Source organism: Streptomyces sp. NPDC000348 (genome assembly GCF_042898795.1).
In the GTDB taxonomy this organism is placed as follows: domain Bacteria; phylum Actinomycetota; class Actinomycetes; order Streptomycetales; family Streptomycetaceae; genus Streptomyces.
This window is the reverse complement of the sequence record NZ_JBIAZD010000005.1, coordinates 1-22,962: the sequence shown is the minus strand read 5'-3', so window position 1 is coordinate 22,962 and position 22,962 is coordinate 1. Positions and strand designations below refer to the sequence as shown.

Genomic DNA, 22,962 nt, shown 5'->3' with positions numbered 1-22,962 from the left:
TCCTCGTTACTGGGTGCGGTTCTCACCGCGGTAGTACTCGAAGACCCAGCCCCAGAGACCGACCAGGATCAGCGGTGCCGAGAAGTACATCAGCCACCAGCCGATCGCGACGCTCATGAAGGCCAGGGCGCCACCCACGGCGAGGGAGAGCGGCTGCCAGCTGTGCGGGCTGAAGAACCCGACCTCGCCGGCGTCGTCGGCGACGTCCGCCTCCTTGTCGTCCTGCGCGCCCACGTCGACCCGCCGGGCCGTGAAGCCCAGGTAGAAGCCGATCATGATGCTCAGGCCGAAGGCCAGGAAGAGGGCGGTGGTGCCGACCGGCTCCTCCGACCACACGCCGTAGACGCCGGCCATGATGAGGAAGAAGATGCTCAGCCACATGAACATCTTGCCCTGGATCTTCACTTGCCGGCCTCCTTGCTGCCGGAGAGGGCCTTCTCACCGTGACCGGCGTTCTCGAGCTCGTCGAGGGCGGCGATCTCCGGGTGGTGCAGGTCGAACGCGGGCGATTCGCTGCGGATCCTCGGCAGGGTGAGGAAGTTGTGCCGCGGGGGCGGGCAGGAGGTCGCCCACTCCAGGGAGCGGCCGTAGCCCCACGGGTCGTCGACGCCGACCGGCTTGCCGTACTTGGCCGTCTTCCAGACGTTGTAGAAGAACGGCAGCATCGACATGCCGAGCAGGAACGAGGCGATCGTGGAGACCGTGTTCAGCGCGGTGAAGCCGTCGGCCGCCAGGTAGTCGGCGTAGCGGCGGGGCATGCCCTCGACGCCCAGCCAGTGCTGGACCAGGAAGGTGCCGTGGAAGCCGACGAACAGCGTCCAGAAGGTGATCTTGCCGAGCCGCTCGTCGAGCATCTTGCCGGTGAACTTCGGCCACCAGAAGTGGAAGCCGGCGAACATCGCGAACACCACGGTGCCGAAGACCACGTAGTGGAAGTGCGCCACCACGAAGTAGCTGTCGGAGACGTGGAAGTCCAGCGGCGGCGAGGCCAGGATGACACCGGTCAGACCACCGAAGGTGAAGGTGATCAGGAAGCCCAGCGTCCACAGCATCGGGGTCTCGAAACTCAGGGACCCCTTCCACATGGTGCCGATCCAGTTGAAGAACTTCACGCCCGTCGGGACCGCGATCAGGAAGGTCATGAAGGAGAAGAACGGCAGCAGCACACCGCCGGTGACGTACATGTGGTGCGCCCACACCGTCACCGAGAGGCCGGCGATCGCGATGGTCGCGCCGATCAGGCCCATGTAGCCGAACATCGGCTTGCGGGAGAAGACCGGGATGACCTCGGAGACGATGCCGAAGAACGGCAGCGCGATGATGTACACCTCGGGATGGCCGAAGAACCAGAACAGGTGCTGCCACAACAACGCCCCGCCGTTGGACGAGTCGAAGATGTGCGCGCCGAACTTGCGGTCCGCCTCCAGCGCGAACAGCGCCGCGGCCAGGACGGGGAAGGCGAGCAGGACCAGCACACCGGTCAGCAGCACGTTCCAGGTGAAGATCGGCATGCGGAACATCGTCATGCCGGGCGCGCGCATGCAGATGATCGTGGTGATGAAGTTGACCGAGCCGAGGATGGTGCCGAAGCCGGAGAAGGCCAGACCCATGATCCACATGTCGGCGCCGATACCCGGCGAGCGGACCGCGTCCGACAGCGGGGAGTAGGCGAACCAGCCGAAGTCGGCCGCGCCGTCCGGGGTGAGGAAGCCACCGACCGCGATCAGCGAGCCGAACAGGTACAGCCAGTAGGCGAACATGTTCAGCCGCGGGAACGCCACGTCGGGCGCGCCGATCTGCAGCGGCATGATCCAGTTGGCGAAACCGGCGAACAGCGGCGTCGCGAACATCAGCAGCATGATCGTGCCGTGCATCGTGAACGCCTGGTTGAACTGCTCGTTCGACACGATCTGCAGGCCCGGCCGGGCCAGCTCGGCACGCATCACCAGCGCCATCACGCCGCCGATGATGAAGAAGACGAACGACGTCACCAGGTACAGCGTGCCGATCGTCTTGTGGTCCGTGGTCGTCAGCCACTTGATGACGAGGCTGCCACGGTTCTGGCGCCGTGCCGGCAGCTCGTCCTCGTAGTGGGACCCTGCTGCCGCGGCACCCTGGGATTCGTTGAGGATGCTCACAGGATGTTCGCCTCCCGGTTCTTCTCGTGCTCCGTCTGGGAGATGCCAGCGGGCACGTAACCGGTCTGCCCCTTCTTCACGAGGTCCTTCAGGTGCTGCTCGTAGCGCTCGGGCGAGACGACCTTCACGTTGAACAGCATCCGGGAGTGGTCGACGCCGCAGAGCTCGGCGCACTTGCCCAGGAAGGTGCCCTCACGGTTGGGGGTCACCTCGAAGGCGTTGGGGTGGCCCGGGATGACGTCCTGCTTCATCAGGAACGGCACCACCCAGAAGGAGTGGATGACGTCGCGCGAGGTCAGCACGAAGCGGACCCGCTTGCCCTCGGGCAGCCACAGGGTGGGGCCCGGGTTGTTGGTCTGCGGGTTCCGGGTGCCGGGGACACCGCAGTCGTGGACACCGCCGGCGTCGGCCGGGAAGGCGTTCTTGTAGCGTTCCGGGACCGACTCGAGTTCCTTGGACGTCTTGGCGTCGCCCGTGGAACCGTCGACGTTCTCGACGTAGTTGAAGCACCAGCTCCACTGGAAGCCGACCACGTTGACTGTGACGTCGGGCTTCTTCTCGAGCTTCAGCAGCTCGGACTCGTCACGCGCGGTGAAGTAGAAGAACACCGAGACGATGATGAGCGGAACCACCGTGTACAGCGCCTCGATGGGCATGTTGTACCGGGTCTGCGGAGGAACCTCCACCTTGGTGCGGCTGCGCCGGTGGAAGAAAGCACTCCACAGGATCAGGCCCCACACCAGCACGCCGACGACGAGCGCGGCGGCCCAGGATCCCTGCCACAGGGAGAGGATCCGCGGAGCCTCTTCCGTGGTGGGGGTGGGCATACCAAGGCGGGGGAAGTCCTCCCATGTGCAACCGGTGGCGGTCGCCAGGACCAGGCCCGCGGTCATTGCCTGCAGCAGCTTCCGCCGCATCGGGCGCCGCGGCGAGCGGTCGGAGCCGTTGGGACTCACGTAGCGCCTTCCCGAGAGTCTCGCCCGCGCGGATTGGCTGCGGCCTGCCTTCTCGCTGGTCGGTCGCCGCCCTGCGTCGGGCAGGGGTTTGGATGTTTATGCGGACCAAACCCTAGCCGACGCCCTCCGGGGGGTCGCGGGGAGGGGTGCCTAGTGGGCGGGGCGGTTCGCCGATTTGGCGGGTGCGGGTCGTCCGTGGCCGGTCGCGCGGTTCCCCGCGCCCCTGAGGGCGCCGGCCTCACCGGGGTTTAGCGTGGGGGCGTGTCCTACTTCGACGCCGCTTCCGGCGCTCCTCTCCATCCCGTCGCCCGGCAGGCCCTGGTGGCCTCTCTCGACGAGGGGTGGGCGGATCCGGCGCGGTTGTACCGGGAGGGCCGGCGGGCGCGGTTGCTGCTGGACGCGGCCCGGGAGGCGGCCGCGGAGGCGGTGGGGTGCCGGGCGGACGAGCTGGTGTTCACCTCGTCGGGCACCCGGGCCGTGCACTCCGGGATCGCGGGGGCGCTGGCCGGGCGGCGACGCGTCGGACGTCACCTGATCGTGTCAGCCGTCGAACACTCTTCCGTGCTCCATGCGGCGGAAGTTCACCGGACCGGCGGGGGGTCGGTCACCGAGGTCGCGGTGGAGCGCACGGGAGCCGTGAGCCCGTCCGGCTACGCGGACGCCCTGCGGCCGGACACCGCGCTGGCCTGTCTGCAGTCGGCCAACCACGAGGTGGGGACCGTGCAGCCGGTGGCCGGGGTCGCCGAGGTGTGCCGGGCGGCGGGGGTGCCGCTGCTGGTGGACGCGGCCCAGTCGCTGGGGTGGGGGCCGGTGGAGGGCGACTGGTCGCTGCTCACCGCGAGCGCCCACAAGTGGGGCGGCCCGTCGGGGACCGGACTGCTCGTCGTGCGCAAAGGGGTGCGGTTCGCGCCCCAGGGGGCGCGGGACGAACGGGAGTCGGGACGGGCGGCCGGGTTCGAGAACCTGCCGGCGATCGTGGCGGCGGCGGCTTCGCTGCGGGCGGTGCGGGCGGAGGCCGCCGAGGAGGCGGCACGGCTGCGGGAACTGACGGAGCGGATCCGGGCGCGGGTGCCGCGGCTGGTGCCGGACGTGGAGGTGGTCGGGGACCCGGAGCGGCGGCTGCCCGGGATCGTCACCTTCTCCTGTCTCTACGTCGACGGGGAGACGCTGCTGCACGAGCTGGACCGGGCCGGCTTCTCCGTGTCGTCCGGGTCGTCCTGCACGAGCAGCACGCTGACGCCGAGCCATGTACTGAGGGCGATGGGCGTGCTCAGCGAGGGCAACGTCCGCCTCTCGCTGCCGCCGGGGACGCGGGAGGAGGACGTCGAGCGCTTCCTGTCCGTCCTGCCGGGGGTGGTGTCGGGGGTGCGGGAGAGGCTCGGCGCGCCGGTGTCCGCCGGCCCCGCCCCGACGGAGGAGGGCGAGTCCCTGGTGGTGGACGCCCTGGGCCGGCGCTGCCCGATCCCGGTCATCGAACTGGCCAAGGTCATCGGAGACGTCCCCCCGGGCGGCACGGTGCGCGTCCTCGCCGACGACGAGGCGGCCCGCCTGGACATCCCGGCGTGGTGCGAGATGCGCGGCCAGGAGTACGTCGGCGAGGAACCGGCGGAGCGGGGCTCCGTCTACGTGGTCCGCCGGACCGGCTGAGCCCCCGGGGTGCGGGCCGGGCGCCGCGCGGGCGCGACCGGCCCCCGCACGCCCGCGCCCGGCACGGCTCAGCCCAGGTGCCTGCGGACCTCCTCCGCGGCCTCGTCCCCGTACGCCTTGGTGAAGCGCTCCATGAAGTGCCCCCGGCGCAGCTGGTACTCCTGGGTGCCGACCGTCTCGATGACGAGCGTGGCCAGCATGCAGCCGACCTGGGCCGCCCGCTCCAGCGGGACCCCCCACGCCAGCCCCGAGAGGAACCCCGCGCGGAAGGCGTCGCCGACGCCCGTCGGGTCGGCCTTGCGCTCCTCGTCGGGGCACCCGACCTCGATCGTCTCCCCGCCGGCCCGCTCGATGCGGACGCCCCGCGCGCCGAGGGTGGTGACCCGGTGGCCGACCCGGCCGAGGATCTCCGCGTCGCTCCAGCCGGTCTTCGTCTCGATGAGCCCCTTCTCGTACTCGTTGGAGAAGAGGTAGGTCGCCCCGTCCAGCAGTATCCGGATCTCCTCGCCGTTCATCCGGGCGATCTGCTGGGAGAAGTCGGCGGCGAACGGGATGCCCCGGGAGCGGCACTCCTCGGTGTGGCGGAGCATCGCCTCGGGGTCGTCGGCGCCGATGGAGACCAGGTCGAGGCCGCCCACGCGGTCGGCGACGGTCTTCAGCTCGATCAGCCGGGCCTCGCTCATCGCGCCCGTGTAGAAGGAGCCGATCTGGTTGTGGTCGGCGTCCGTGGTGCACACGAAGCGGGCGGTGTGCAGGGTGTCGGAGATGCGGACGGACTCGGTGTCGACACCGTGCCGGTCCAGCCAGGCCCGGTACTCGTCGAAGTCGAAGCCGGCGGCTCCGACGAGGATCGGGCGGGTGCCGAGCTGGCCCATCCCGAAGGCGATGTTCGCGCCCACGCCGCCCCTGCGCACGTCGAGGTTGTCGACCAGGAAGGACAGCGAGACCGTGTGCAACTGGTCCGCGACGAACTGGTCGGCGAAGCGCCCGGGGAAGGTCATGAGGTGGTCGGTGGCGATGGAGCCGGTGACTGCGATGCGCACGGCGTGGACTCTCCTGGGGAAGGCGGGTTGACACTTCACGCTACCGGTTGGGAAGGACCCGCAGAAGCGGCCGAAACTACCTGATAGTAGATCTTTCTTCGTGGCCTTCGGCGTGCGTACGGTGCCGACATGACGAACCTCAGGGTCCATGCCCCCGCCCCGGCGGATCTCGAAGGCGGCCTGGCGTCGCTGCGCGGCGACTGCGCCCGGATGGTCCCCCACTGGACGGTGCCCGACCGGGTGGCCGCCCGGCCGGTCACCCCGTCCTCGATCCACGGCGTGACCGTGCCGCCCGGATCGGCGCGGCTGCTGGACGCGATGTCGGAGTACGGCGACTGAGCCGGCGCCGGCCGGTCCGGCGCTCCCGGGGAACCGCGCGCTCCCCCGCTGCGTCCCATCGCCGTCCCCCGTAAAGGGGACGCGGGATACGACCCACGAGCGGTCCCGGCGCGACCGGGGAGGGTCTTTCCGGGACAGCTGCGCAGCCGAAGGAGCGATGCGGTGAACACCGAGCGACCCGACAACGACGACGCCGAGGCGCGCCCCGCTTCCGGCGGTACGCGCGACACCGGGGGCGCTTCGGGCCACGACGGGGGGACGGGTGCCCCGGAGCAGCGGGAGCGGAAGCCGGCCGGTCCCGGGCCGGGCACGGCACGGCCGGTCGCCGGCGCACCCGGTGCCGGTCCCGGAGAGGCCGTCGCCGGCACCTCCGGGGCCGGGGCCCCGAAGCCCGAGCCGGACGCCGGGAAGACGGACGCCGCTCCCGCCGGCACCCGCGCCGGGGAGGCCGGGGCCGGCCACGGGAACGCGAAGGCGCCGGGCGGGACCCCGGAGGACGAGTCGGGGTCCGGCGCGGGCGGGACCGTGACCGGGGGGCGGCGTGCCGACGGCCCGCCCTCCTGGGAGGGACACCCCGACGGACCGGCCGGGCGGCGGCGTTCGCCCGTGCTGATCGCCTCCGTCGCCGCCGCCGTACTGCTGGTCGGGGGCGGCGGGGCCTATCTCGCCGCGAGCGCCTCCGGTGGCTCCGGCGGCTCCGCGGGCGGTACGACCCCGGGGGCGAACGGTGACACCTCTCCCCCGCCGCTCGCCCTGGACGGCCCCTTGGGGGACGCCCACGGGATCGCGCCCGGCGAGCCCGACCCGTACGGCGCCGTCTACCGCGCCGACGGCCCGCTCCCGGAGGGTCCCGGTTCGGCGCCGGTGTACCGCGTCCGGGGACAGGTCGCCGAGGACCGGGTGGTCACGCTGGCGAGGGCCCTGGGGCTGGAGGGCGAGCCGGTCGCGGAGGGCGGCTCCTGGCGGATCGGCGGCAAGGACGGTTCCGGGCCCACGCTGCGGGTGCACCGGGAGGCGCCCGGCGCCTGGACGTTCAGCCGGAACACCCCGGGCACCGACAACTGCAAGGGCGCGACGTGCTCGGCCCCGCCCACCGGCGGTCCGGTCGTGAGCGAGTCCGTCGCGAAGAAGGCCGCCGCGCCCGTGCTGAAGGCGGTGGGCCAGGACGACGCGAAGCTCGACGCGGGCCAGGTCATGGGCGGCGGGCGCGTGGTGAACGCCGACCCCGAGGTCGGCGGGCTGCCGACCCACGGCTGGACGACCGGCGTGGTCGTCGGCGCCGCGGGCGAGGTGGTCGGCGGCAGCGGCCGGCTCGCGGAGCCCGTGAAGGGCGACACCTACCCCGTGGTGGGCGCCGGTGACGCGCTGGAACTGATGAACGCGGCACCGGGCTCCGGCCACCGCGCGGGGACCGGCGGCTGCGCCGGTTCCGTACCGCTCGAGGACGGGCGGCCGGAGCCGTGCGCTCCGGCGACGGAGCCGAAGGGCGGCACCGTCACGGTCGGCGGCGCGGTGTTCGGGCTGGCCCCGCACTCCGTGGACGGGCGGCCGGCCCTCGTGCCGTCCTGGCTGTTCGAGGTACGGCCCCGGGGCACGAAGGACGTCTTCACGGTGACGTATCCGGCGGTCGACCCGGAGTTCCTCGCTGCGCGGACGGGGGCCGGGGAGGCGAGCCCGGAGCCCACGGAACCCGGCGACGAGCCGACCGCGGCACCGTCCACCCGCGATGTCGACGTCCAGGGCTACACCGCCGAGGGCGACGAACTGACCGTGACCTTCACGGGCGGTGTGTGCGCCGACTACGAGACGACGGCGAGCGAGAAGGACGGCGAGGTGACGGTGCGGGTGACCGAGACGCCCTGGCCGGACAAGGTGTGCATCCTGATCGCCAAGGAGTACCAGCAGACGGTACGGCTGGACGCGCCGCTCGGTGACCGCGAGGTCGTGGGCACGGACGGGAAGCCGGTTCCGCTGTGGAAGGACGGCGCCCGGCTGCCGGCGCCGCCCACCCGGTAGCACCGGGGGGAGAAGCCCGAAGGCGGCGGCCCTGTCATCAGGGGCCGCCGCCTTCGTCGTGCGCCGCCGGGTGGGGGAACCCGGCTCAGCTGAAGGAGTCGCCGCAGGCGCAGGAGCCGGTGGCGTTGGGGTTGTCGATCGTGAAGCCCTGCTTCTCGATGGTGTCGACGAAGTCGATGGTGGCGCCGCCCAGGTACGGGGCGCTCATGCGGTCGGTGACGACCTTCACACCGCCGAAGTCCTTCTCCACGTCGCCGTCGAGCGAACGCTCGTCGAAGAAGAGCTGGTAGCGCAGGCCGGAGCAGCCGCCGGGCTGGACGGCGACGCGCAGGGCGAGGTCGTCACGGCCTTCCTGGTCGAGCAGGGCCTTGACCTTGGACGCGGCGGCGTCGGTCAGGACGATGCCGTCGGTGACGGTGGTGGTCTCGTCCGATACGGACATCTACATCTCTCCCGGGTTGTACGGAGACTGCTTGCCGACGGTTGCAACCGGCGGGACCGCGGATTCATTCCGGGCCGGGCGCGTGTTTTCCTCGCCTCGCCCTTCATGCTCGCACACGCCGTGCGGAGCGGAAACCGGCTCTTGTGGGACCTTCCGGGAACGGTTCGGCGCCGGCCGGGATTCACGTCACATGGACGCTATGGCCGTCGTCAAAGTGACGTGAACCGGTTATGATAGATAGCGTCATTTCGACGAGAAGTCGCCAGAACAGAAAGGGTGCGTGTCGTGACCACCGCCCAGACCCAGGAGCTCGACGTACAGCCGACGCCCCTCGCCCTGCTGCTGCTCGGCCGTGAGGCCGACCCGAGGAGCGAGCGCGGTGTGGAGTGTCCCGGCGACCTCCCCTCGCCGTCCGACCCGGACCTGGTGGAGCGCGCCCGCGCCGCCAAGGAGAAGCTCGGGGACAAGGTCTTCGTGCTCGGCCACCACTACCAGCGCGACGAGGTCATCCAGTTCGCCGACGTCACGGGCGACTCCTTCAAGCTGGCCCGCGACGCCGCCGCGCGCCCGCAGGCCGAGTACATCGTCTTCTGCGGTGTGCACTTCATGGCCGAGTCCGCGGACATCCTCACCGGCGACGACCAGAAGGTGGTCCTGCCCGACCTCGCGGCCGGCTGCTCCATGGCCGACATGGCCACCGCCGAGCAGGTCGCCGAATGCTGGGACGTGCTGACCGAGGCCGGGGTGGCCGAGCGGGTCGTCCCCGTCTCGTACATGAACTCCTCCGCCGACATCAAGGCCTTCACCGGCAAGCACGGCGGCACGATCTGCACCTCCTCCAACGCCAGGCGGGCCCTGGACTGGGCCTTCGAGCAGGGGGAGAAGGTCCTCTTCCTCCCCGACCAGCACCTGGGCCGCAACACGGCGGTGCGGGACATGGGAATGTCCCTGGAGGACTGCGTCGTCTACAACCCGCACAAGCCGAACGGCGGGCTGACGGCGGACGAGCTGCGCGCCGCGAAGATGATCCTGTGGCGCGGCCACTGCTCGGTGCACGGCCGGTTCAGCCTCGACTCGGTCGACGACGTGCGCGCGCGCATCCCCGGCGTGAACGTCCTGGTGCACCCCGAGTGCCGGCACGAGGTCGTGGCCGCCGCGGACCACGTCGGCTCGACCGAGTACATCATCAAGACGCTGGAGGCGGCCCCGGCCGGCTCCAAGTGGGCCATCGGCACCGAGCTCAACCTCGTACGGCGCCTGGCGAACCGTTTCGCGTCCGAGGGCAAGGAGATCGTCTTCCTCGACAAGACGGTCTGCTTCTGCTCCACCATGAACCGCATCGACCTCCCCCACCTGGTCTGGGCCCTGGAGTCCCTCGCCGAGGGGAACCTGGTCAACCGCATTGAGGTGGACAAGGAGACGGAGGCGTTCGCGAAGCTGGCGCTGGAGCGGATGCTGGCGCTGCCGTAGACAGGGCCCGCACGTGAAGGGGCGCCCCGTGGATCCACGGGGCGCCCCTTCGTCGTACGGACGGACGTCAGACCTGGGCCGGCTTCGGCTCCCGGGGAGCCTCCCCCTGTGCGGTCACGCCCTTCTTCGCCGCCCGCTTCTTCGCGCGCCGCTCCTTGCGGAGTTCGAGCATCGTGTAGAGCGTCGGCACCAGCAGCAAGGTCAGCAGGGTCGACGTGATCAGACCGCCGATCACCACCACGGCCAGCGGCTGGGCGATGAAGCCGCCCTCGCCGGTGACGCCCAGGGCCATCGGGAGCAGGGCGAAGATGGTCGCCAGGGCCGTCATCAGGATCGGCCGCAGACGGTGGCGGCCGCCCTCCAGCACGGCCTCGACGACGCCGTGGCCCTGCTTGCGGTACTGGTTGATCAGGTCGATCAGCACGATCGCGTTGGTGACCACGATGCCGATCAGCATCAGCATGCCGATCATCGCCGGAACGCCCATCGGGGTGCCGGTGACCAGCAGCAGGCCGATGGCGCCGGTCGCCGCGAACGGGATGGACACCAGCAGGATCAGCGGCTGGGCGAGCGACCGGAAGGTGCCGACCAGCAGCATGAAGACGATCGCGATCGCGGCCAGCATCGCCAGGCCCAGGTTGACGAACGCCTTGTCCTGGTCCTCGGTCACGCCGCCGATCTCCGCCGTCGCGCCCGCGGGCAGCGTCAGTGCGTCGATCTTCTTCTGGAGGTCCGTGCCCACGGCGCCGGTGTTGTCCCCAGTCGGCTTCGCGGTGATGGTCGCCGAGCGCTGGCCGTCGATCCGGGTCATGGAGACGGGCCCGTCCACCACCTCCACGGTGGCGACGTCGCTCAGCTTCACCGGGCCCAGGCGCAGGTCCTTCAGCTCGTCCACGGTGGTGGCCGGGTCGGCCGAGCGGATGACGACGTCGCGCTCGGTGTCGTCGAGGACCGCCTTGGCGGCCGGGGTGCCCTTCACCGACTGGGCGACCGCCGCGCCGAGGGTCTGGTCGTTGAAACCGGCCGCGGCCGCCTTGTCGTTGGCCCTGACCGAGATGCGGGGCACGCTCTGCGCCAGGTCGCTGGTGACGTCCGTGACGTCGTCCAGGGAGGCCACCGCGTCCCGGACCTGGTCCGCCGCCTTGCGCAGCGTCTGCGTGTCGGCCGCCTTGACGACGACGCTCAGGTCCTGGCTGCCGAAGCCGTCACCAGCCGCGATGGTGGTGGTGCCGATGCCGTCGAGCCTCCCGAGGCCCTTCTCGACGCTGTCCTGCACGTCCTCGGAGGACGCGTCGTCCTCCAGCATCACCTGGTACGTCGCCTGGTTGGTGTCCGTACCGCCGCCGAAGGCCGCCATGAAGCCGGACGAGCCGATCGTCACCTGGTAGTCCTTGACGCCCTCGGTGTCGCCGAGCAGCTTCTCGACCTTCTTCGCCCGGGCGTCGGTCGCGGCCAGGCTGGTGCCGGGCTCCAGCTCCTGCCGGACGGTGAGGACCTGCTGCTCGCCCGCGTCGAAGAAGTTGGTCTTCAGCAGCGGCGCCATGGCGAAGGTGGCGATCAGCACGACGACCGCGATGGCCACGCTGGTCAGCCGGCGCCGGGTGGCGAAGCGCAGCACGGGGACGTAGAAGCGCTGGAGGCGGCTCTTCGCCTCCTTCTCCTCCGCGATCCGGCGCGCCTCCTCGGCGTCCTCCGGGGTGCCCTTCGGGGGCCGCAGGAACCAGTACGACAGGACGGGCACGACCGTCAGCGACACCAGCAGGGACGCCAGCAGCGCCGCCGTGACGGTGAGGCTGAAGGAGCCGAACAGCTCGCCCACCATGCCGCCGACCAGGCCGATCGGCAGGAACACGGCGACCGTGGTGAGCGTCGAGGACGTCACCGCGCCCGCCACCTCACGCACCGCGTTCATGATCGCCGACTGGCGCTCCTCGCCGTAGCCGAGGTGCCGCTTGATGTTCTCCAGGACCACGATCGAGTCGTCCACGACCCGGCCGATGGCGATGGTCAGCGCGCCCAGCGTCAGCATGTTCAGCGACAGGTCGCGCGTCCACAGCACGATCAGGGCGAGGACCACGGAGAGCGGGATGGAGACCGCCGTGACGAGGGTCGAGCGGACCGACGCCAGGAAGACCAGGATCACCAGGACGGCGAAGAGCAGACCGAGCGCGCCCTCGGTGGTCAGGCCCTCGATGGCCTTGGAGACCGCCGGCCCCTGGTCGCTGACGACGGTGAGGGTGGCCCCGTCGCCGAGGTCCTCCCGCAGGCCGGGCAGCTTCTCCTCGACGGCCTCCGAGATGGCGACCGCGCTGCCGTCGTGGTCCATGGTCGCCATCACGGCGAGGCTGGGCCTGCCGTTGGTCCGGGTGAGGGAGTCGGCCCTGGCCTCCTCCTCCTTCACCGTGGCGACGTCCCCGAGGCGGACCGGCTTCCCCTCGCCGGGCTCGCCGGTGACCCTCAGGTCCTCGATCTGCCGCAGCGAGGTGAAGCCGCCGCCGACCTGGACGGTGCGGTTGGCGCCGTCCTCGTCGAAGGAGCCGGCCGGGACGGTCGCCCCGCCGGCCTGGAGGGCCTGGGAGAGGGACTGGGCGGTCAGGCCGGCCTTCGTCAGCTTCGCGGTGTCGGGGGTGACGGTGACCTGGAGGTCGCGCACGCCGTCCACGGTGACCTGGCCGACGCCGTCGATGTCCTCCAGCGCGGGCACCACGGTCCGGTCGAGCTGGTCGGCGAGCGCCTGCTGGTCCTTGTCGGAGGTGACGGCGAGCACCACGGCCGGGATGTCGTCCGTGGAACCGGCGACGACCTGCGGGTCGACGTCGTCCGGGAGGCGGGCGCCGGCCCGGTTGACGGCCTGCTGGACGTCGGCGACGAGCTGCTGGGTGTTGTTGCCGTAGTCGAAGGACGCCATGATCAGGGCGTTGCCCTCGCTCGCCGTCGAGGTGACGCCGGAGATGGCGTCGACGGCCTCCAGGCTGTCCTCGATGGGTTCGACGACCTGCTTCTCCACCACGTCCGGGGACGCGCCCTGGTACGGCGCGATCACGGACACCATGGGCAGTTCGATGGTCGGCAGCAACTGCTGCTTGAGCTGGGGTATCGCGATCGCCCCGAAGACGAGCGCGATGATCGACATCAGTCCGATCAGCGCCCGTTGCGCGAGGCTGAATCTGGACAGCCAGGACATGGTCAGGGTCTCTTTTCCGTGGAACGGCAGAAGTCCGACAGGAGCGGGCGCGCGCGCAAGTGGGCGCCCGCTCTACACCCTGGGGCATCCGCGGGGGCCGATCCGTAGACCCGAGGTCCAATTCCTCGCGCGGCGCCTACTCCCGCCGCAGTACGCCCCGTGGGACTCACTCCACCCTCGGACGGACCAGCCCCGACTCGTAGGCGATGACCACCAGCTGGGCCCGGTCGCGGGCACCCAGCTTGGCCATGGCCCGGTTGACGTGGGTCTTCACCGTGAGGGGGCTGACCTCCAGGCGTTCGGCGATCTCGTCGTTGGAGTGGCCGCCGGCGACCTGGACCAGCACCTCGCGCTCGCGCACGGTGAGCGTCCCGAGCCGCTCGGCGCGGGCCGGGTCGCGGTCGGCCCCGGACGTGCCCTCCTGGGCGAGGAAGCGGGCGATCAGGCCCTTGGTGGCCACCGGGGACAGCAGGGCCTCCCCCTGGGCGGCGATCCGGACGGCGTTCAGCATCTCGTCCGGCTCGGAGCCCTTGCCGAGGAAACCGGAGGCGCCGGCCCGCAGCGACTGCACGACGTAGTCGTCGACCTCGAAGGTCGTCAGGATCACCACCCGGACCCCCGCGAGCTCCGGGTCCGCGCTGATCATGCGGGTGGCGGCGAGTCCGTCGGTGCCGGGCATCCGGATGTCCATGAGGACGACGTCGGCGCGCTGTTCCCGGGCCAGCCGGACCGCCTCCGCGCCGTCGGACGCCTCGCCCACCACCTCCATGTCCGGCTCGGAGTCGACGAGCACCCGGAAGGCGCTGCGCAGCAGCGCCTGGTCGTCGGCGAGCAGGACACGGATCGTCATACGGGCTCCAGCGGGACGGTGGTCACGGGCCGCCGTCCTGAGCGGCGGACGTGCGGGGCTCGACGGGCAGGATCGCATGGACGCGGAAACCGCCGCCGTAGCGGGGGCCGGTGGTGAGGGTGCCGCGCAGCGCGGCGACGCGTTCGCGCATGCCGAGCAGTCCGTGCCCGCCGCCGGGGGTGTGGTCACCGTCCTCGCCGGTGCCGTCGTCGAGGACGGTGACCTCGATGCGGGGTCCGACGCGGACGACGCTGACCTCGGCCCGCGCGTCGGTGCCGGCGTGCTTCTGCACGTTGGTCAGGGCCTCCTGGATGATCCGGTACGCGGCCAGGTCGACGGCGGCGGGGAGGTCGGTGCCCTCGTCGCCGCGGGCGACCTCGACGCGCAGTCCGGCGCTGCGGAAGGTGCCGGCGAGTTCGTCGAGGCGGTCGAGGCCGGGCGCGGGTTCGGTGGGGGCCTCCGGGTCGCCGGACTGTCGGAGCAGGCCGACGGTGGCCCGCAGTTCGCCGAGCGCGGAGCGGCTGGCCTCGCGGACGTGGGCGAGGGCCTCCTTGGCCTGGTCGGGCCGCTTGTCCATGACGTGGGCGGCGACTCCGGCCTGGACGTTGACCAGGGCGATGTGGTGGGCGACCACGTCGTGCAGATCGCGGGCGATGCGCAGGCGCTCCTCGGCGACGCGGCGGCGGGCCTCCTCCTCGCGGGTGCGCTCGGCCCGTTCGGCGCGTTCCCGGATCGCCCGGACGAAGGCGCGGCGGCTGCGGACGGCGTCCCCGGCGGTGGCGCCGATACCGGTCCAGGCGAAGATCGCCAGGTTCTCCTGGGCGTACCAGGGCAGGGGGCCGACCGCCATCGCGGTGCCGGTGAGGACGGTCATGGTGAGCAGGCCGATCCGCCAGGTGGTGGGGCGGTCGGTGGTGGAGGCGACGGTGTAGAGCGCGATCACGGCGCACATGACGACGGGGGCGCGGGGGTCGCCGGTGACGGACTCCGCGACGGAGACGCCGCCGGCCAGGGCGAGCACCGTACGGGGGGCGCGGCGGCGGAGGACCAGGGCGGCGGCTCCGAGGGTCATGAGCACCAGGCTGAGCGGGTCGGGGGTGCGCAGTCCCCAGGTGACGCCCTCGGGGCCGTGGGGTTCGACGAAGGATCCGGCGACCATGCACACGAGGACGCCCGCGGCCAGGGCCGCGTCCAGGGCGAAGGGGTGCGCCCGCACTCGGCACCGGGCGCGTGTCAGGGTGCTCACGGCTGTTTACGGTAGCCGGGGGCGGGCGCCGGTGCGGGTGGCCACCGGGATGCTCCGGCCGGGGCGGGGTTGCGCAGCCCGGCGCTTGCGGGGTGCCGCCGCGCCCACCCGTGCCGCCCTGCGGCACGACTGCCCGCAGTCACGGCGGCGGCGCTGCGGCACGGCTGCCCGCGGTTGTGTCTACGTCGTCCCCGGGATCAGGCCGTCGTCGCTCAGGAGGTTCTGGACCTCCTCGAGCGTCGCGTCGGGGGACGGGAGGATCAGGTCGGAGGGCTCCAGGGAGTCGTCCGGCAGCGGCTCGCCGAGTTCGCGGACCCTGGCCAGCAGCGCCTTCAGGGTGGCGCGGAAGCCCGGCCCGTCGCCGTTCTCCATCTCGGCGAGCAGTTCCTCGTCCAGCTGGTCCAGCTCGGCGAGCCGGCTCTCGGCCAGCTCCACCTGCCCCTCCCCCATGATCCGTACGATCATGTCGCCCTCCTCGGCGTGGGCTACCGAACACCCGCCCAGTGTTCCACCCTTCAAGGTGGAAGTGCAGGGCATCCTGACCCGAACGCCGCAGTGGCATGGCTACGCTCGCCATGCCGGGCGACGCAACGTGTCCGACCTACCGCCGGACGGGCGGGAAGTCAGGCCTGCGGAGGCCACGTAAGACCGATCCTCACCGGTCGGCAGAGGCCTGTGAAACAGGAACCCAAGGTGGTGCCGCATCGCGGTACGGACCGGAATCTCCCGCCCTCGGGCAGGAGAGGGCGTCAATGCTTGTCGAAGCGCGGGGTGTCCTGCGACCGCTGTTCAGCCTGCTGCTGGCCGCTGCCGCCCTCGATGGCCTGCTGCTGGCCGGTACCACCACCGGCCAGCTCGGCCTTCATGCGCTGCAGTTCCAGCTCCACGTCCGTACCACCGGAGAGCCGGTCCAGCTCCGCCTGGATGTCGTCCTTGTGCATGCCGGTGGGGTCGTCCAGGGCGCCGGAGGCGAGCAGTTCGTCGATCGCGCCGGCCCGCGCCTGGAGCTGGGCGGTCTTGTCCTCGGCCCGCTGGATCGCCAGCCCGACGTCGCCCATCTCCTCGGAGATGCCGGAGAAGGCCTCGCCGATCCGGGTCTGCGCCTGGGCGGCGGTGTACGTGGCCTTGATGGTCTCCTTCTTGGTGCGGAAGGCGTCCACCTTGGCCTGGAGGCGCTGGGCGGCGAGGGTGAGCTTCTCCTCCTCGCCCTGCAGCGTGGCGTGCTGCGTCTCCAGGTCCGTCACCTGCTGCTGGAGCGCGGCGCGGCGGGAGAGCGCCTCGCGGGCCAGGTCCTCGCGGCCGAGCGCGAGCGCCTTGCGGCCCTGGTCCTCCAGCTTGCCCGACTGGGACTGCAGCTGGTTGAGCTGGAGCTCCAGGCGCTTGCGCGAGGTGGCCACGTCGGCGACGCCGCGGCGGACCTTCTGGAGCAGCTCCAGCTGCTTCTGGTACGAGTAATCGAGGGTCTCGCGCGGATCCTCGGCCCGGTCAAGGGCCTTGTTCGCCTTCGCGCGGAAGATCATCCCCATACGCTTCATGACACCGCTCATGGGCTTCGCGCGCCCCCTTCTGACCGACTCCAGCTCCAGCACCTGCGACAGAACCCACAGTACGGGCCCTGCATCCATTACCGCACTGTCCGGGGACGGATGCGCTCATCCCCAAGGACGACTGAGCGTCCTCCCGATCCGGCGCAGGGAGGAGAGTGATCCCCGGGTCCGGCCGGCCGGACCACCCGGAGACCCCACAACGTCCCCTCTGTCCTTTTGGAGACGTCCGGTGTTGCCGGATCGTTCCCCCCGGGGCTGGGGTCCAACCCCGGGCACCCCGTACCCTTGGGTTTTGTGTTCCGTAGCCGTGCCAAGGAAGAGAAGGCACCCGCCGCCGACAAGGCGACGGTGACCGACTCCAAGCAGACCCGTCACCCGGAGGCCCCGAAGGGCCGCCCCACGCCCAAGCGGAGCGTGGCCCAGTCGCAGCGTCGCAGCGTGGCCAACACGTCGACGACGCGCAAGGAGGCCGCCAAGCGGCAGCGTGAGGAGCGCCGTGCCGCGCTGGAGCGCCAGCGCCAGGCGCTGGCCAGCGGCGACGAGCGCTATCTGCCCGCCCGGGACAAGGGGCCGGTGCGCCGGTTCGCGCGCGACTTCGTGGACGCGCGGTTCAACATCGCGGAGTACTTCCTGCCGATGGCCGTGATCATCCTGGTGCTGAGCATGGTGCAGGTGCCGCAGCTGCAGAACGCCGCGCTGCTGCTGTGGCTCGCGGTGATCGTGATGATCGTCCTGGACTCGATCGTGTCCGGGTTCCGGCTGAAGAAGCGGCTGGCGGAGCGCTTCCCCGACGACAACCGGCGCGGCGCCGTGGCCTACGCGCTGATGCGCTCGCTCCAGATGCGCCGGCTGCGGCTGCCCAAGCCCCAGGTCAAGCGCGGGGAGCGGCCCTGAGCGCCACGCCGTTCACGGACGACGCGGCGCCGGGCCCGCTCGGCGGGCCCGGCGGTCTGCGCGACGTCGTCCGGGAGGAGCTGGTGGCCCGCCAGCTGGAGGAGCAGATAGTCGGGCGCTTCCCGGTCGGGCGGCGACTGCGGGTGCTCGACGTCGGCATGGGCCGGGGGACACAGGCGCTGCGGCTGGCCCGGGCCGGCCATCAGGTGACCGGCGTCGAGCAGGACGCGACGATGATCGCCGCCGCTCGGGAGGCGTTCGCCGGGGAGCCGGAGGGCATCCGGGAGCGGATGCGGATCATCGTGGGTCACGCCGGGGACACCGGTGTGCACTTCCTGCCGGGGAGCTTCGACGTCGTGCTGTGTCATGGCGTCCTCATGGACGTCGAGGAGCCGGACGCGCTACTGGCGGGGGTGGCCCGCATGCTGGCCCCCGGTGGGCTGCTGTCCCTGCTGGTCCGCAACGGCGACGCGCCGGCCATGCGGTCCGGTCTGCGCGGCGACTGGGCCGGGGCGCTGGCGGCCTTCTGCCCGGCGTCCCACGGGCTGGAGCGGCTGACGTCGACCCTCGCGGGGATCGGGGCGCCGCTGCACACCTGGTACGGCGTGCGGGTCTTCACGGACACCGCGGCGGACGACACGGCGGTTCCGGGCGACCTGGACGCCCTGCTCGCGGTCGAGGACCGGGCCGGCCGCACGGACCCCTACCGGGGAGTGGCGGCGCTGCTGCACCTGTGCGGCGTACGGGGCTGAGGCCCCTGCCGGCGGCGGGCACCCGATCTCTTCCCGCCCCGGCGCCGTTTCCCTCCCCCGTCGTCCTCACGGGGCGCCGCCCCTTCGACCCCGGACGCGCGGGCGAGGGGATGGTCGCCCGCGCGGTTCCCCGCGCCCCCGAAGGGGCGCGGGGCTGTGCCGACATGCGGCCGCGGGGGCGCGAAGGGGGGCCGGGGCGGAGCGCCCAGGGGCGGGAAGGGGCGGCGGAGGCGGGGAGACAGCGCGGGCGTCCGCCCCCTCGTCACTCCGGTTCCGCCGGGATCGCCGGCTCCGCGGGCACCACCGGCTCCTCCGGAACCGCCGGCTTCGCCGGAACCTCCGGCAGCTCCGCCGCCAGGGCCGCCGCCGCCTGGATCAGCGGCAGCGCCAGCAGGCCCCCCGCGCCCTCCCCGACCCTGACGCCGTGCGACAGCACGGGCTCCAGCGCCATCCGGTCCAGCGCCTTCGCCTGCCCCGGCTCGCCGCTGTCGTGCGCCGCCACCCACCAGTCCGGCGCCCGGAACGCCACCCGCTGGGCCACCAGCGCGCACGCCGCCGTCACCACCCCGTCCAGCACGACCGGCACCTTCCGCACCGCCGCCTGCAGCAGGAACCCCGTCATCGCGGTGAGATCCGCCCCGCCGACCGTCCCCAGCAGCCGCAGCTGATCACCCAGCACCGGCCGCGCCCGCCGCAACGCGTCACGGATCGCCGCGCACTTGCGCATCCACGCCAGGTCGTCGATCGCCAGTCCCCCGCGCCCGGTCACCACCGACGCGTCCGTCCCGCACAGCGCGGCCACCAGCACGCCCGCCGCCGTGGTCCCGCCCACGCTCACATCGCCGAGCACCACCAGATCCGTACCGAAGTCGGCCTCCTCGTCGGCCACGGCCATCCCCGCGCGGAACGCCGCCTCCGTCTCCTCCGGGGTCAGCGCGTCCTCGACGTCGATGCGCCCGCTGCTCCGCCGCACCCGGTGCCGTACGACGTCCTCGGGCAGCGTCCCGGGATCGCAGTCCAGGGACATGTCGACCACCCGCACCGGCACCCCCTGCCGCCGGGCGAGCACGGACACCGGACGGCCGCCCTCCAGGACGTCCCGCACCAGCTCCACGGCGCTGCCCGCGGCCCGCGCGGAGACGTCGAGCCCGGCGATCCCGTGATCGCCGGCGAACAGCACGGCCTTCGGCCGTTCGATCGGCCGCACCGGTACCGCGGACTGCGCCGCCGCCAGCCACTCACCCAGGTCGTCCAGGCGGCCCAGCGCTCCGGGCGGCACGATCTGACGCTCCCGGCGCGCCTCCGCGTCACGGCGCACCCCGCCGTCCGGACGCTCGATCAGATCGGTGAAGTCGTCGAGATTAAGCGAGCTCATTCGCCGAACAGTACCGGCCCCGGCCGAACACGACGGCGCACCGGTCGGCCTCGCGTACGGGGCCTCACCCCCACCGCGCCACCCCGGCGCCGGTCCACCCCGTGGAGCCCTCCCCTCCGTAACGTTTTGCCATGGATTGCCGGACATCCGTCCGTCCGTCCCAGCCGTCCCGTACGCCGCACCACCCGAGTGCCGTACGCCCTCACGCCGGAGCCGCCCATGTCCGCAGCCGACCCAGCCCGCGCGATCCCCGCCCCCCACGGCTCCGCCCGGGTGCACGAGCCGCGCCGCGCCAACTGCCCCTGGTGCGGCTCCGCGCGGCTGCGCAACCGGCTGAGAACGGGCGATCTGCGCCGGCACCGGCCGGGCCTGTTCACCGTCGACGAGTGCCGGGACTGCGGCCACACCTTCCAGAACCCCCGGCTCACCGCCGAGGGCCTCGCCTTCTACCGGCGGGCCGTGCGCGGCGCCCCCCGCGACCCCGCCACCGAACGCGTCCTCGCCCTGCACGCCGCGCGGCACCGCCGCCGGGGCGCGGCCCGCGCGATGCTCCCCTTCGGCGAACCGGAGAGCTGGCTGGACGTCGGCACCGGACTCGGCCGCTTCCCGCTGACCGCGCGGGAGTTCTTCCCGTACACCGCCTTCGACGGCACCGACCTCACCGCGCGCGTCGAGCGGGCCCGCGTCCTCGGCCGGGTCGAGGAGGCCCACATCGGGCCGCTGACCGACCCGCGGGTCATGGCCCGGCTGGCCGGCCGCTACGACGTCGTCAGCCTGCTGCACCACCTGGAACACACCACCGACCCCCGCGCGGAACTCCACGCGGCCCTCGACGCGCTGCGCCCCGGCGGCCACCTGCTCGTCGAGACCCTGGACCCGCGCTGCGCCTTCGCCGCGCTGTTCGGCCGCTGGTGGCTGCCCTACGACCAGCCCCGCCGGCTGCACCTGCTGCCCCGGCGCAACCTCCGCGCGGAACTCGAGGAACGCGGCTGCGCCGTCGTGACCGACGGGCACCGCGCCGCGCACGTGCCGCACGACCTGGCCGGCCTGACCGCCCTCGCCCTCTCGCACGCGCTGCCCGCCCCGGACACCCCCTGGCGTGCCGTCCCGCCGACCCCCTTCCAGCGGCACCTGCGCACGGTGCTGCTCCGCGCGGGCACCCCGCTGGTGGTCACGGCGGCGGTGACGGACCTGGCCCTCGCGCCCGTGGTGCGCCGCACCCCGTTCGCCAACGCCTACCGGATCATCGCCCGCAAGCCGGGGCGCTGACCCGGCCGCCGGTCACCCCCGCAGGACGACCGCCTGCCCCGCCACCACCAGCAGCACCTGCTCGCACTCCCGCGCGAACGCCGCGTTCAGCCGCCCGAGTTCGTCCCGGTACCGGCGGCCGGACGCGGTCGCGGGCACGATGCCCGAACCGACCTCGTTGGACACGGCGACCACCGTCCGCCGTGTCCCGCGCACCGCGTCCGTCAGCTCCCGCATCCGGTCCCGCAGCGCCCGTTCGCCGCCGTCCGCCCACCTCGCGTCGTCCCACGCCCCCACGGCGTCCATCGCGTCCGTCAGCCACAGCGACAGACAGTCGATCAGCAGCGGCGGCCCGTCGTCCTCGATCAGCGGCACCAGATCGCACGTCTCGGCGGTCCGCCACGACCCCGGCCGCCGCTCCCGGTGCGCCGACACCCGCGCCCCCCACTCCGTGTCCCCTCCCCGGGTCCCGCCGGTCGCCACGTACAGCACCTCCGGGAACGACTCCAGCCGCCGCTCGGCCTCCACCGACTTGCCCGACCGCGCCCCGCCCAGCACCAGCGTCCGCCGCGGCACGCCGGGCACGTCCCGGTGGGCGCCCACCTCCAGCGCGGTCCCGTCCGGCACGGCGCGCGCCCCGGCCGCCGCGAGCCGGCGCCGCGACTCCGCGCCCGGCGGCACGTCGTGGTCGAGGTGGACGGCGACGACATCCGTGGCCGGGCCCACCGCCCCCGCCTCCCGCAGCCTCGCCAGCGCGTCCGGCCGCCCCACGACGTCCAGCAGCACCATGGCGTACGGCTCGGCCGGCTCCTCGAGACCGGCAGGCGCCCCGCCCGGCGGCAGGTACAGCAGCCGCTGCCCGTCCGGGCCGGTGACCGCGTACCCGGTGCCGGGCGCGTCCAGCGCCACCGCCCGCACCCGGTGCCCCGTCGGCAGCGCCGACTCCCGTCCGTCCGGCACCCGTCCCGGCTGCGGCAGCCCGGCCGGGACCTCGACCGCGGGGCCGTCGTGCGGGTGCGACAGCAGCACCTGGCGCACGCCGCCCAGCGAACGGCCCGCGCGGGCGGCCGCGAACGGGGCGCCCGGCGTGAGGTCGAGCAGCAGCGTCCCGTCCACGAGCAGCGAGGTGGCCGCCCGCGCCTGCGCACCGAGCGCGGACGCGCACGCGGCGCAGGGACAGTCGGGGCGGGGCAGCCCCGCCGGGGCGCCGGTGCCGAGCAGAATCAGTTCCACGCCCCGATTCTCACCCGCCCCCACGGTGGCGGCCCGTCCGACTAGGCTTTGGGTCCGGTGTGATCACACTCTTGGGAGGCGTACATGGCGGCATGGACGTGGCGGTTCGAGAAGGCCGACGGGACGCAGGTCGAACCCGCGGTGCCGCCGGAGGAGTTCCCCACGCAGGGGGACGCCGAGTCCTGGATCGGGGAGCACTGGAAGGCCCTCCTGGAGGGCGGAGCCGATCAGGTACGGCTCCTGGAGGACACCACGGAGATCTACGGCCCGATGAGCCTCCACGCGGACCAGGACTGAGCCCCCGCGCGCGGGCGGGTGCGTGGCCCCCCCCCCCCCCCCCCCCCCCCCGCGCGCGGGCGCGGGGGGGGCGGGGCGGGCGGGGGGGACCCGCCCGCAAGAGGGAGGGGGCGCGCGGCTGGAGCGGGGGCGGCCCGCCCCGGGGGGCCCCCCCCCCCCCCCCCCGGCCGGCGGGGGGGGGGGGGGGCCCCCCGCCCGGGCCCCCCCCCCCCCCCGGGGCCCGGGGCTGTGCCGACATGCGGCCGCGGGGGCGCGAAGGGGGGCCGGGGCGGAGCGCCCAGGGGC

20 protein-coding genes are annotated in these 22,962 nt (G+C 72.9%); 8 read left to right on the top strand and 12 right to left on the bottom strand.

The features are described 5' to 3' along the window. Window positions 1–6: 6 nt before the first annotated feature. The 3 genes from ACFY3N_RS11885 to coxB are packed head-to-tail and all read right to left on the bottom strand — an operon-like array spanning window position 7 to window position 3,094. Entirely contained in the window at window positions 7–405 is a 399-nt protein-coding gene (locus ACFY3N_RS11885) for a cytochrome c oxidase subunit 4 (protein ID WP_390816495.1), read from the bottom strand. After that, on the bottom strand, window positions 402–2,138 hold the full coding sequence (gene ctaD / locus ACFY3N_RS11880) for a cytochrome c oxidase subunit I (RefSeq protein ID WP_390816494.1): 1,737 nt from the start codon (window positions 2,136–2,138) through the stop codon (window positions 402–404). The genes ACFY3N_RS11885 and ctaD overlap by 4 nt, the downstream gene beginning before the upstream one ends. Next, the gene (gene coxB / locus ACFY3N_RS11875) at window positions 2,135–3,094 is read right to left on the bottom strand and encodes a cytochrome c oxidase subunit II (RefSeq protein WP_390816493.1); all 960 of its coding nucleotides are present in this window, start codon (window positions 3,092–3,094) and stop codon (window positions 2,135–2,137) included. Before coxB ends, ctaD begins: the two co-directional genes overlap by 4 nt. A 261-nt stretch (window positions 3,095–3,355) precedes the next feature. On the opposite strand from coxB, the gene ACFY3N_RS11870 reads away from it, so the two are divergent. After that, window positions 3,356–4,741 (top strand): cysteine desulfurase/sulfurtransferase TusA family protein, encoded by a 1,386-nt coding sequence (locus ACFY3N_RS11870; protein ID WP_390816492.1) that lies wholly within the window; start codon window positions 3,356–3,358, stop codon window positions 4,739–4,741. Window positions 4,742–4,809: 68 nt separating this feature from the next. Here the strand turns inward: ACFY3N_RS11870 and ACFY3N_RS11865 are convergent, their stop codons facing one another. Next, entirely contained in the window at window positions 4,810–5,784 is a 975-nt protein-coding gene (locus tag ACFY3N_RS11865; RefSeq protein WP_390816491.1) for a carbohydrate kinase family protein, read from the bottom strand. Between the two features lie 129 nt (window positions 5,785–5,913). On the opposite strand from ACFY3N_RS11865, the gene ACFY3N_RS11860 reads away from it, so the two are divergent. After that, window positions 5,914–6,123 carry a hypothetical protein gene (locus ACFY3N_RS11860; RefSeq protein ID WP_390816490.1) on the top strand — a complete coding sequence of 70 codons (210 nt, stop codon included), beginning with the start codon at window positions 5,914–5,916 and terminating at the stop codon, window positions 6,121–6,123. 162 nt (window positions 6,124–6,285) lie between these two features. Beyond that, on the top strand, window positions 6,286–8,139 hold the full coding sequence (locus tag ACFY3N_RS11855; protein ID WP_390816489.1) for a hypothetical protein: 1,854 nt from the start codon (window positions 6,286–6,288) through the stop codon (window positions 8,137–8,139). A gap of 85 nt (window positions 8,140–8,224) precedes the next feature. Here ACFY3N_RS11855 and ACFY3N_RS11850 read toward each other — a convergent pair whose 3' ends face one another. Next, window positions 8,225–8,581, bottom strand: a complete 357-nt coding sequence (locus tag ACFY3N_RS11850; RefSeq protein ID WP_111002424.1) for an iron-sulfur cluster assembly accessory protein — start codon at window positions 8,579–8,581, stop codon at window positions 8,225–8,227. A gap of 285 nt (window positions 8,582–8,866) precedes the next feature. On the opposite strand from ACFY3N_RS11850, the gene nadA reads away from it, so the two are divergent. After that, entirely contained in the window at window positions 8,867–10,051 is a 1,185-nt protein-coding gene (gene nadA / locus ACFY3N_RS11845; protein WP_390816488.1) for a quinolinate synthase NadA, read from the top strand. A gap of 67 nt (window positions 10,052–10,118) precedes the next feature. On the opposite strand, the gene ACFY3N_RS11840 is transcribed toward nadA, so the two are convergent. The 5 genes from ACFY3N_RS11840 to ACFY3N_RS11820 all read right to left on the bottom strand — a co-directional run bounded on the left by ACFY3N_RS11840 (window position 10,119) and on the right by ACFY3N_RS11820 (window position 16,866). Then, on the bottom strand, window positions 10,119–13,235 hold the full coding sequence (locus tag ACFY3N_RS11840) for an efflux RND transporter permease subunit (protein ID WP_390816487.1): 3,117 nt from the start codon (window positions 13,233–13,235) through the stop codon (window positions 10,119–10,121). A 166-nt stretch (window positions 13,236–13,401) separates the two neighbouring features. Next, a complete protein-coding gene (locus ACFY3N_RS11835; protein WP_390816486.1) occupies window positions 13,402–14,085 on the bottom strand; it encodes a response regulator in 684 nt (227 codons plus the stop codon). A gap of 22 nt (window positions 14,086–14,107) precedes the next feature. Beyond that, window positions 14,108–15,331 (bottom strand): sensor histidine kinase, encoded by a 1,224-nt coding sequence (locus ACFY3N_RS11830; RefSeq protein WP_390816485.1) that lies wholly within the window; start codon window positions 15,329–15,331, stop codon window positions 14,108–14,110. A gap of 180 nt (window positions 15,332–15,511) precedes the next feature. Then, complete coding sequence (locus ACFY3N_RS11825; RefSeq protein ID WP_390816484.1) at window positions 15,512–15,796, bottom strand: hypothetical protein; 285 nt, start codon at window positions 15,794–15,796, stop codon at window positions 15,512–15,514. A gap of 284 nt (window positions 15,797–16,080) precedes the next feature. Beyond that, on the bottom strand, window positions 16,081–16,866 hold the full coding sequence (locus tag ACFY3N_RS11820) for a PspA/IM30 family protein (RefSeq protein WP_390816483.1): 786 nt from the start codon (window positions 16,864–16,866) through the stop codon (window positions 16,081–16,083). Window positions 16,867–17,094: 228 nt separating this feature from the next. Between ACFY3N_RS11820 and ACFY3N_RS11815 the strand changes: the two genes are divergently transcribed. Together ACFY3N_RS11815 and ACFY3N_RS11810 are read left to right on the top strand one after the other, a co-directional pair. Continuing rightward, window positions 17,095–17,772, top strand: a complete 678-nt coding sequence (locus ACFY3N_RS11815) for a DUF3043 domain-containing protein (protein WP_390816482.1) — start codon at window positions 17,095–17,097, stop codon at window positions 17,770–17,772. A gap of 83 nt (window positions 17,773–17,855) precedes the next feature. Beyond that, complete coding sequence (locus tag ACFY3N_RS11810; protein ID WP_390816481.1) at window positions 17,856–18,524, top strand: class I SAM-dependent methyltransferase; 669 nt, start codon at window positions 17,856–17,858, stop codon at window positions 18,522–18,524. Between the two features lie 262 nt (window positions 18,525–18,786). Here the strand turns inward: ACFY3N_RS11810 and cobT are convergent, their stop codons facing one another. Then, window positions 18,787–19,899 carry a nicotinate-nucleotide--dimethylbenzimidazole phosphoribosyltransferase gene (cobT, locus tag ACFY3N_RS11805; RefSeq protein WP_390816480.1) on the bottom strand — a complete coding sequence of 371 codons (1,113 nt, stop codon included), beginning with the start codon at window positions 19,897–19,899 and terminating at the stop codon, window positions 18,787–18,789. Window positions 19,900–20,118: 219 nt separating this feature from the next. Between cobT and ACFY3N_RS11800 the strand changes: the two genes are divergently transcribed. Continuing rightward, window positions 20,119–21,168: a class I SAM-dependent methyltransferase gene (locus tag ACFY3N_RS11800; protein WP_390816479.1), complete on the top strand. Its 1,050-nt coding sequence runs from the start codon at window positions 20,119–20,121 to the stop codon at window positions 21,166–21,168. A gap of 12 nt (window positions 21,169–21,180) precedes the next feature. Here the strand turns inward: ACFY3N_RS11800 and ACFY3N_RS11795 are convergent, their stop codons facing one another. Beyond that, window positions 21,181–22,380, bottom strand: a complete 1,200-nt coding sequence (locus ACFY3N_RS11795; RefSeq protein ID WP_390816478.1) for a bifunctional adenosylcobinamide kinase/adenosylcobinamide-phosphate guanylyltransferase — start codon at window positions 22,378–22,380, stop codon at window positions 21,181–21,183. An 84-nt stretch (window positions 22,381–22,464) separates the two neighbouring features. On the opposite strand from ACFY3N_RS11795, the gene ACFY3N_RS11790 reads away from it, so the two are divergent. Beyond that, a complete protein-coding gene (locus ACFY3N_RS11790) occupies window positions 22,465–22,677 on the top strand; it encodes a hypothetical protein (RefSeq protein ID WP_390816477.1) in 213 nt (70 codons plus the stop codon). Window positions 22,678–22,962: the final 285 nt, after the last annotated feature.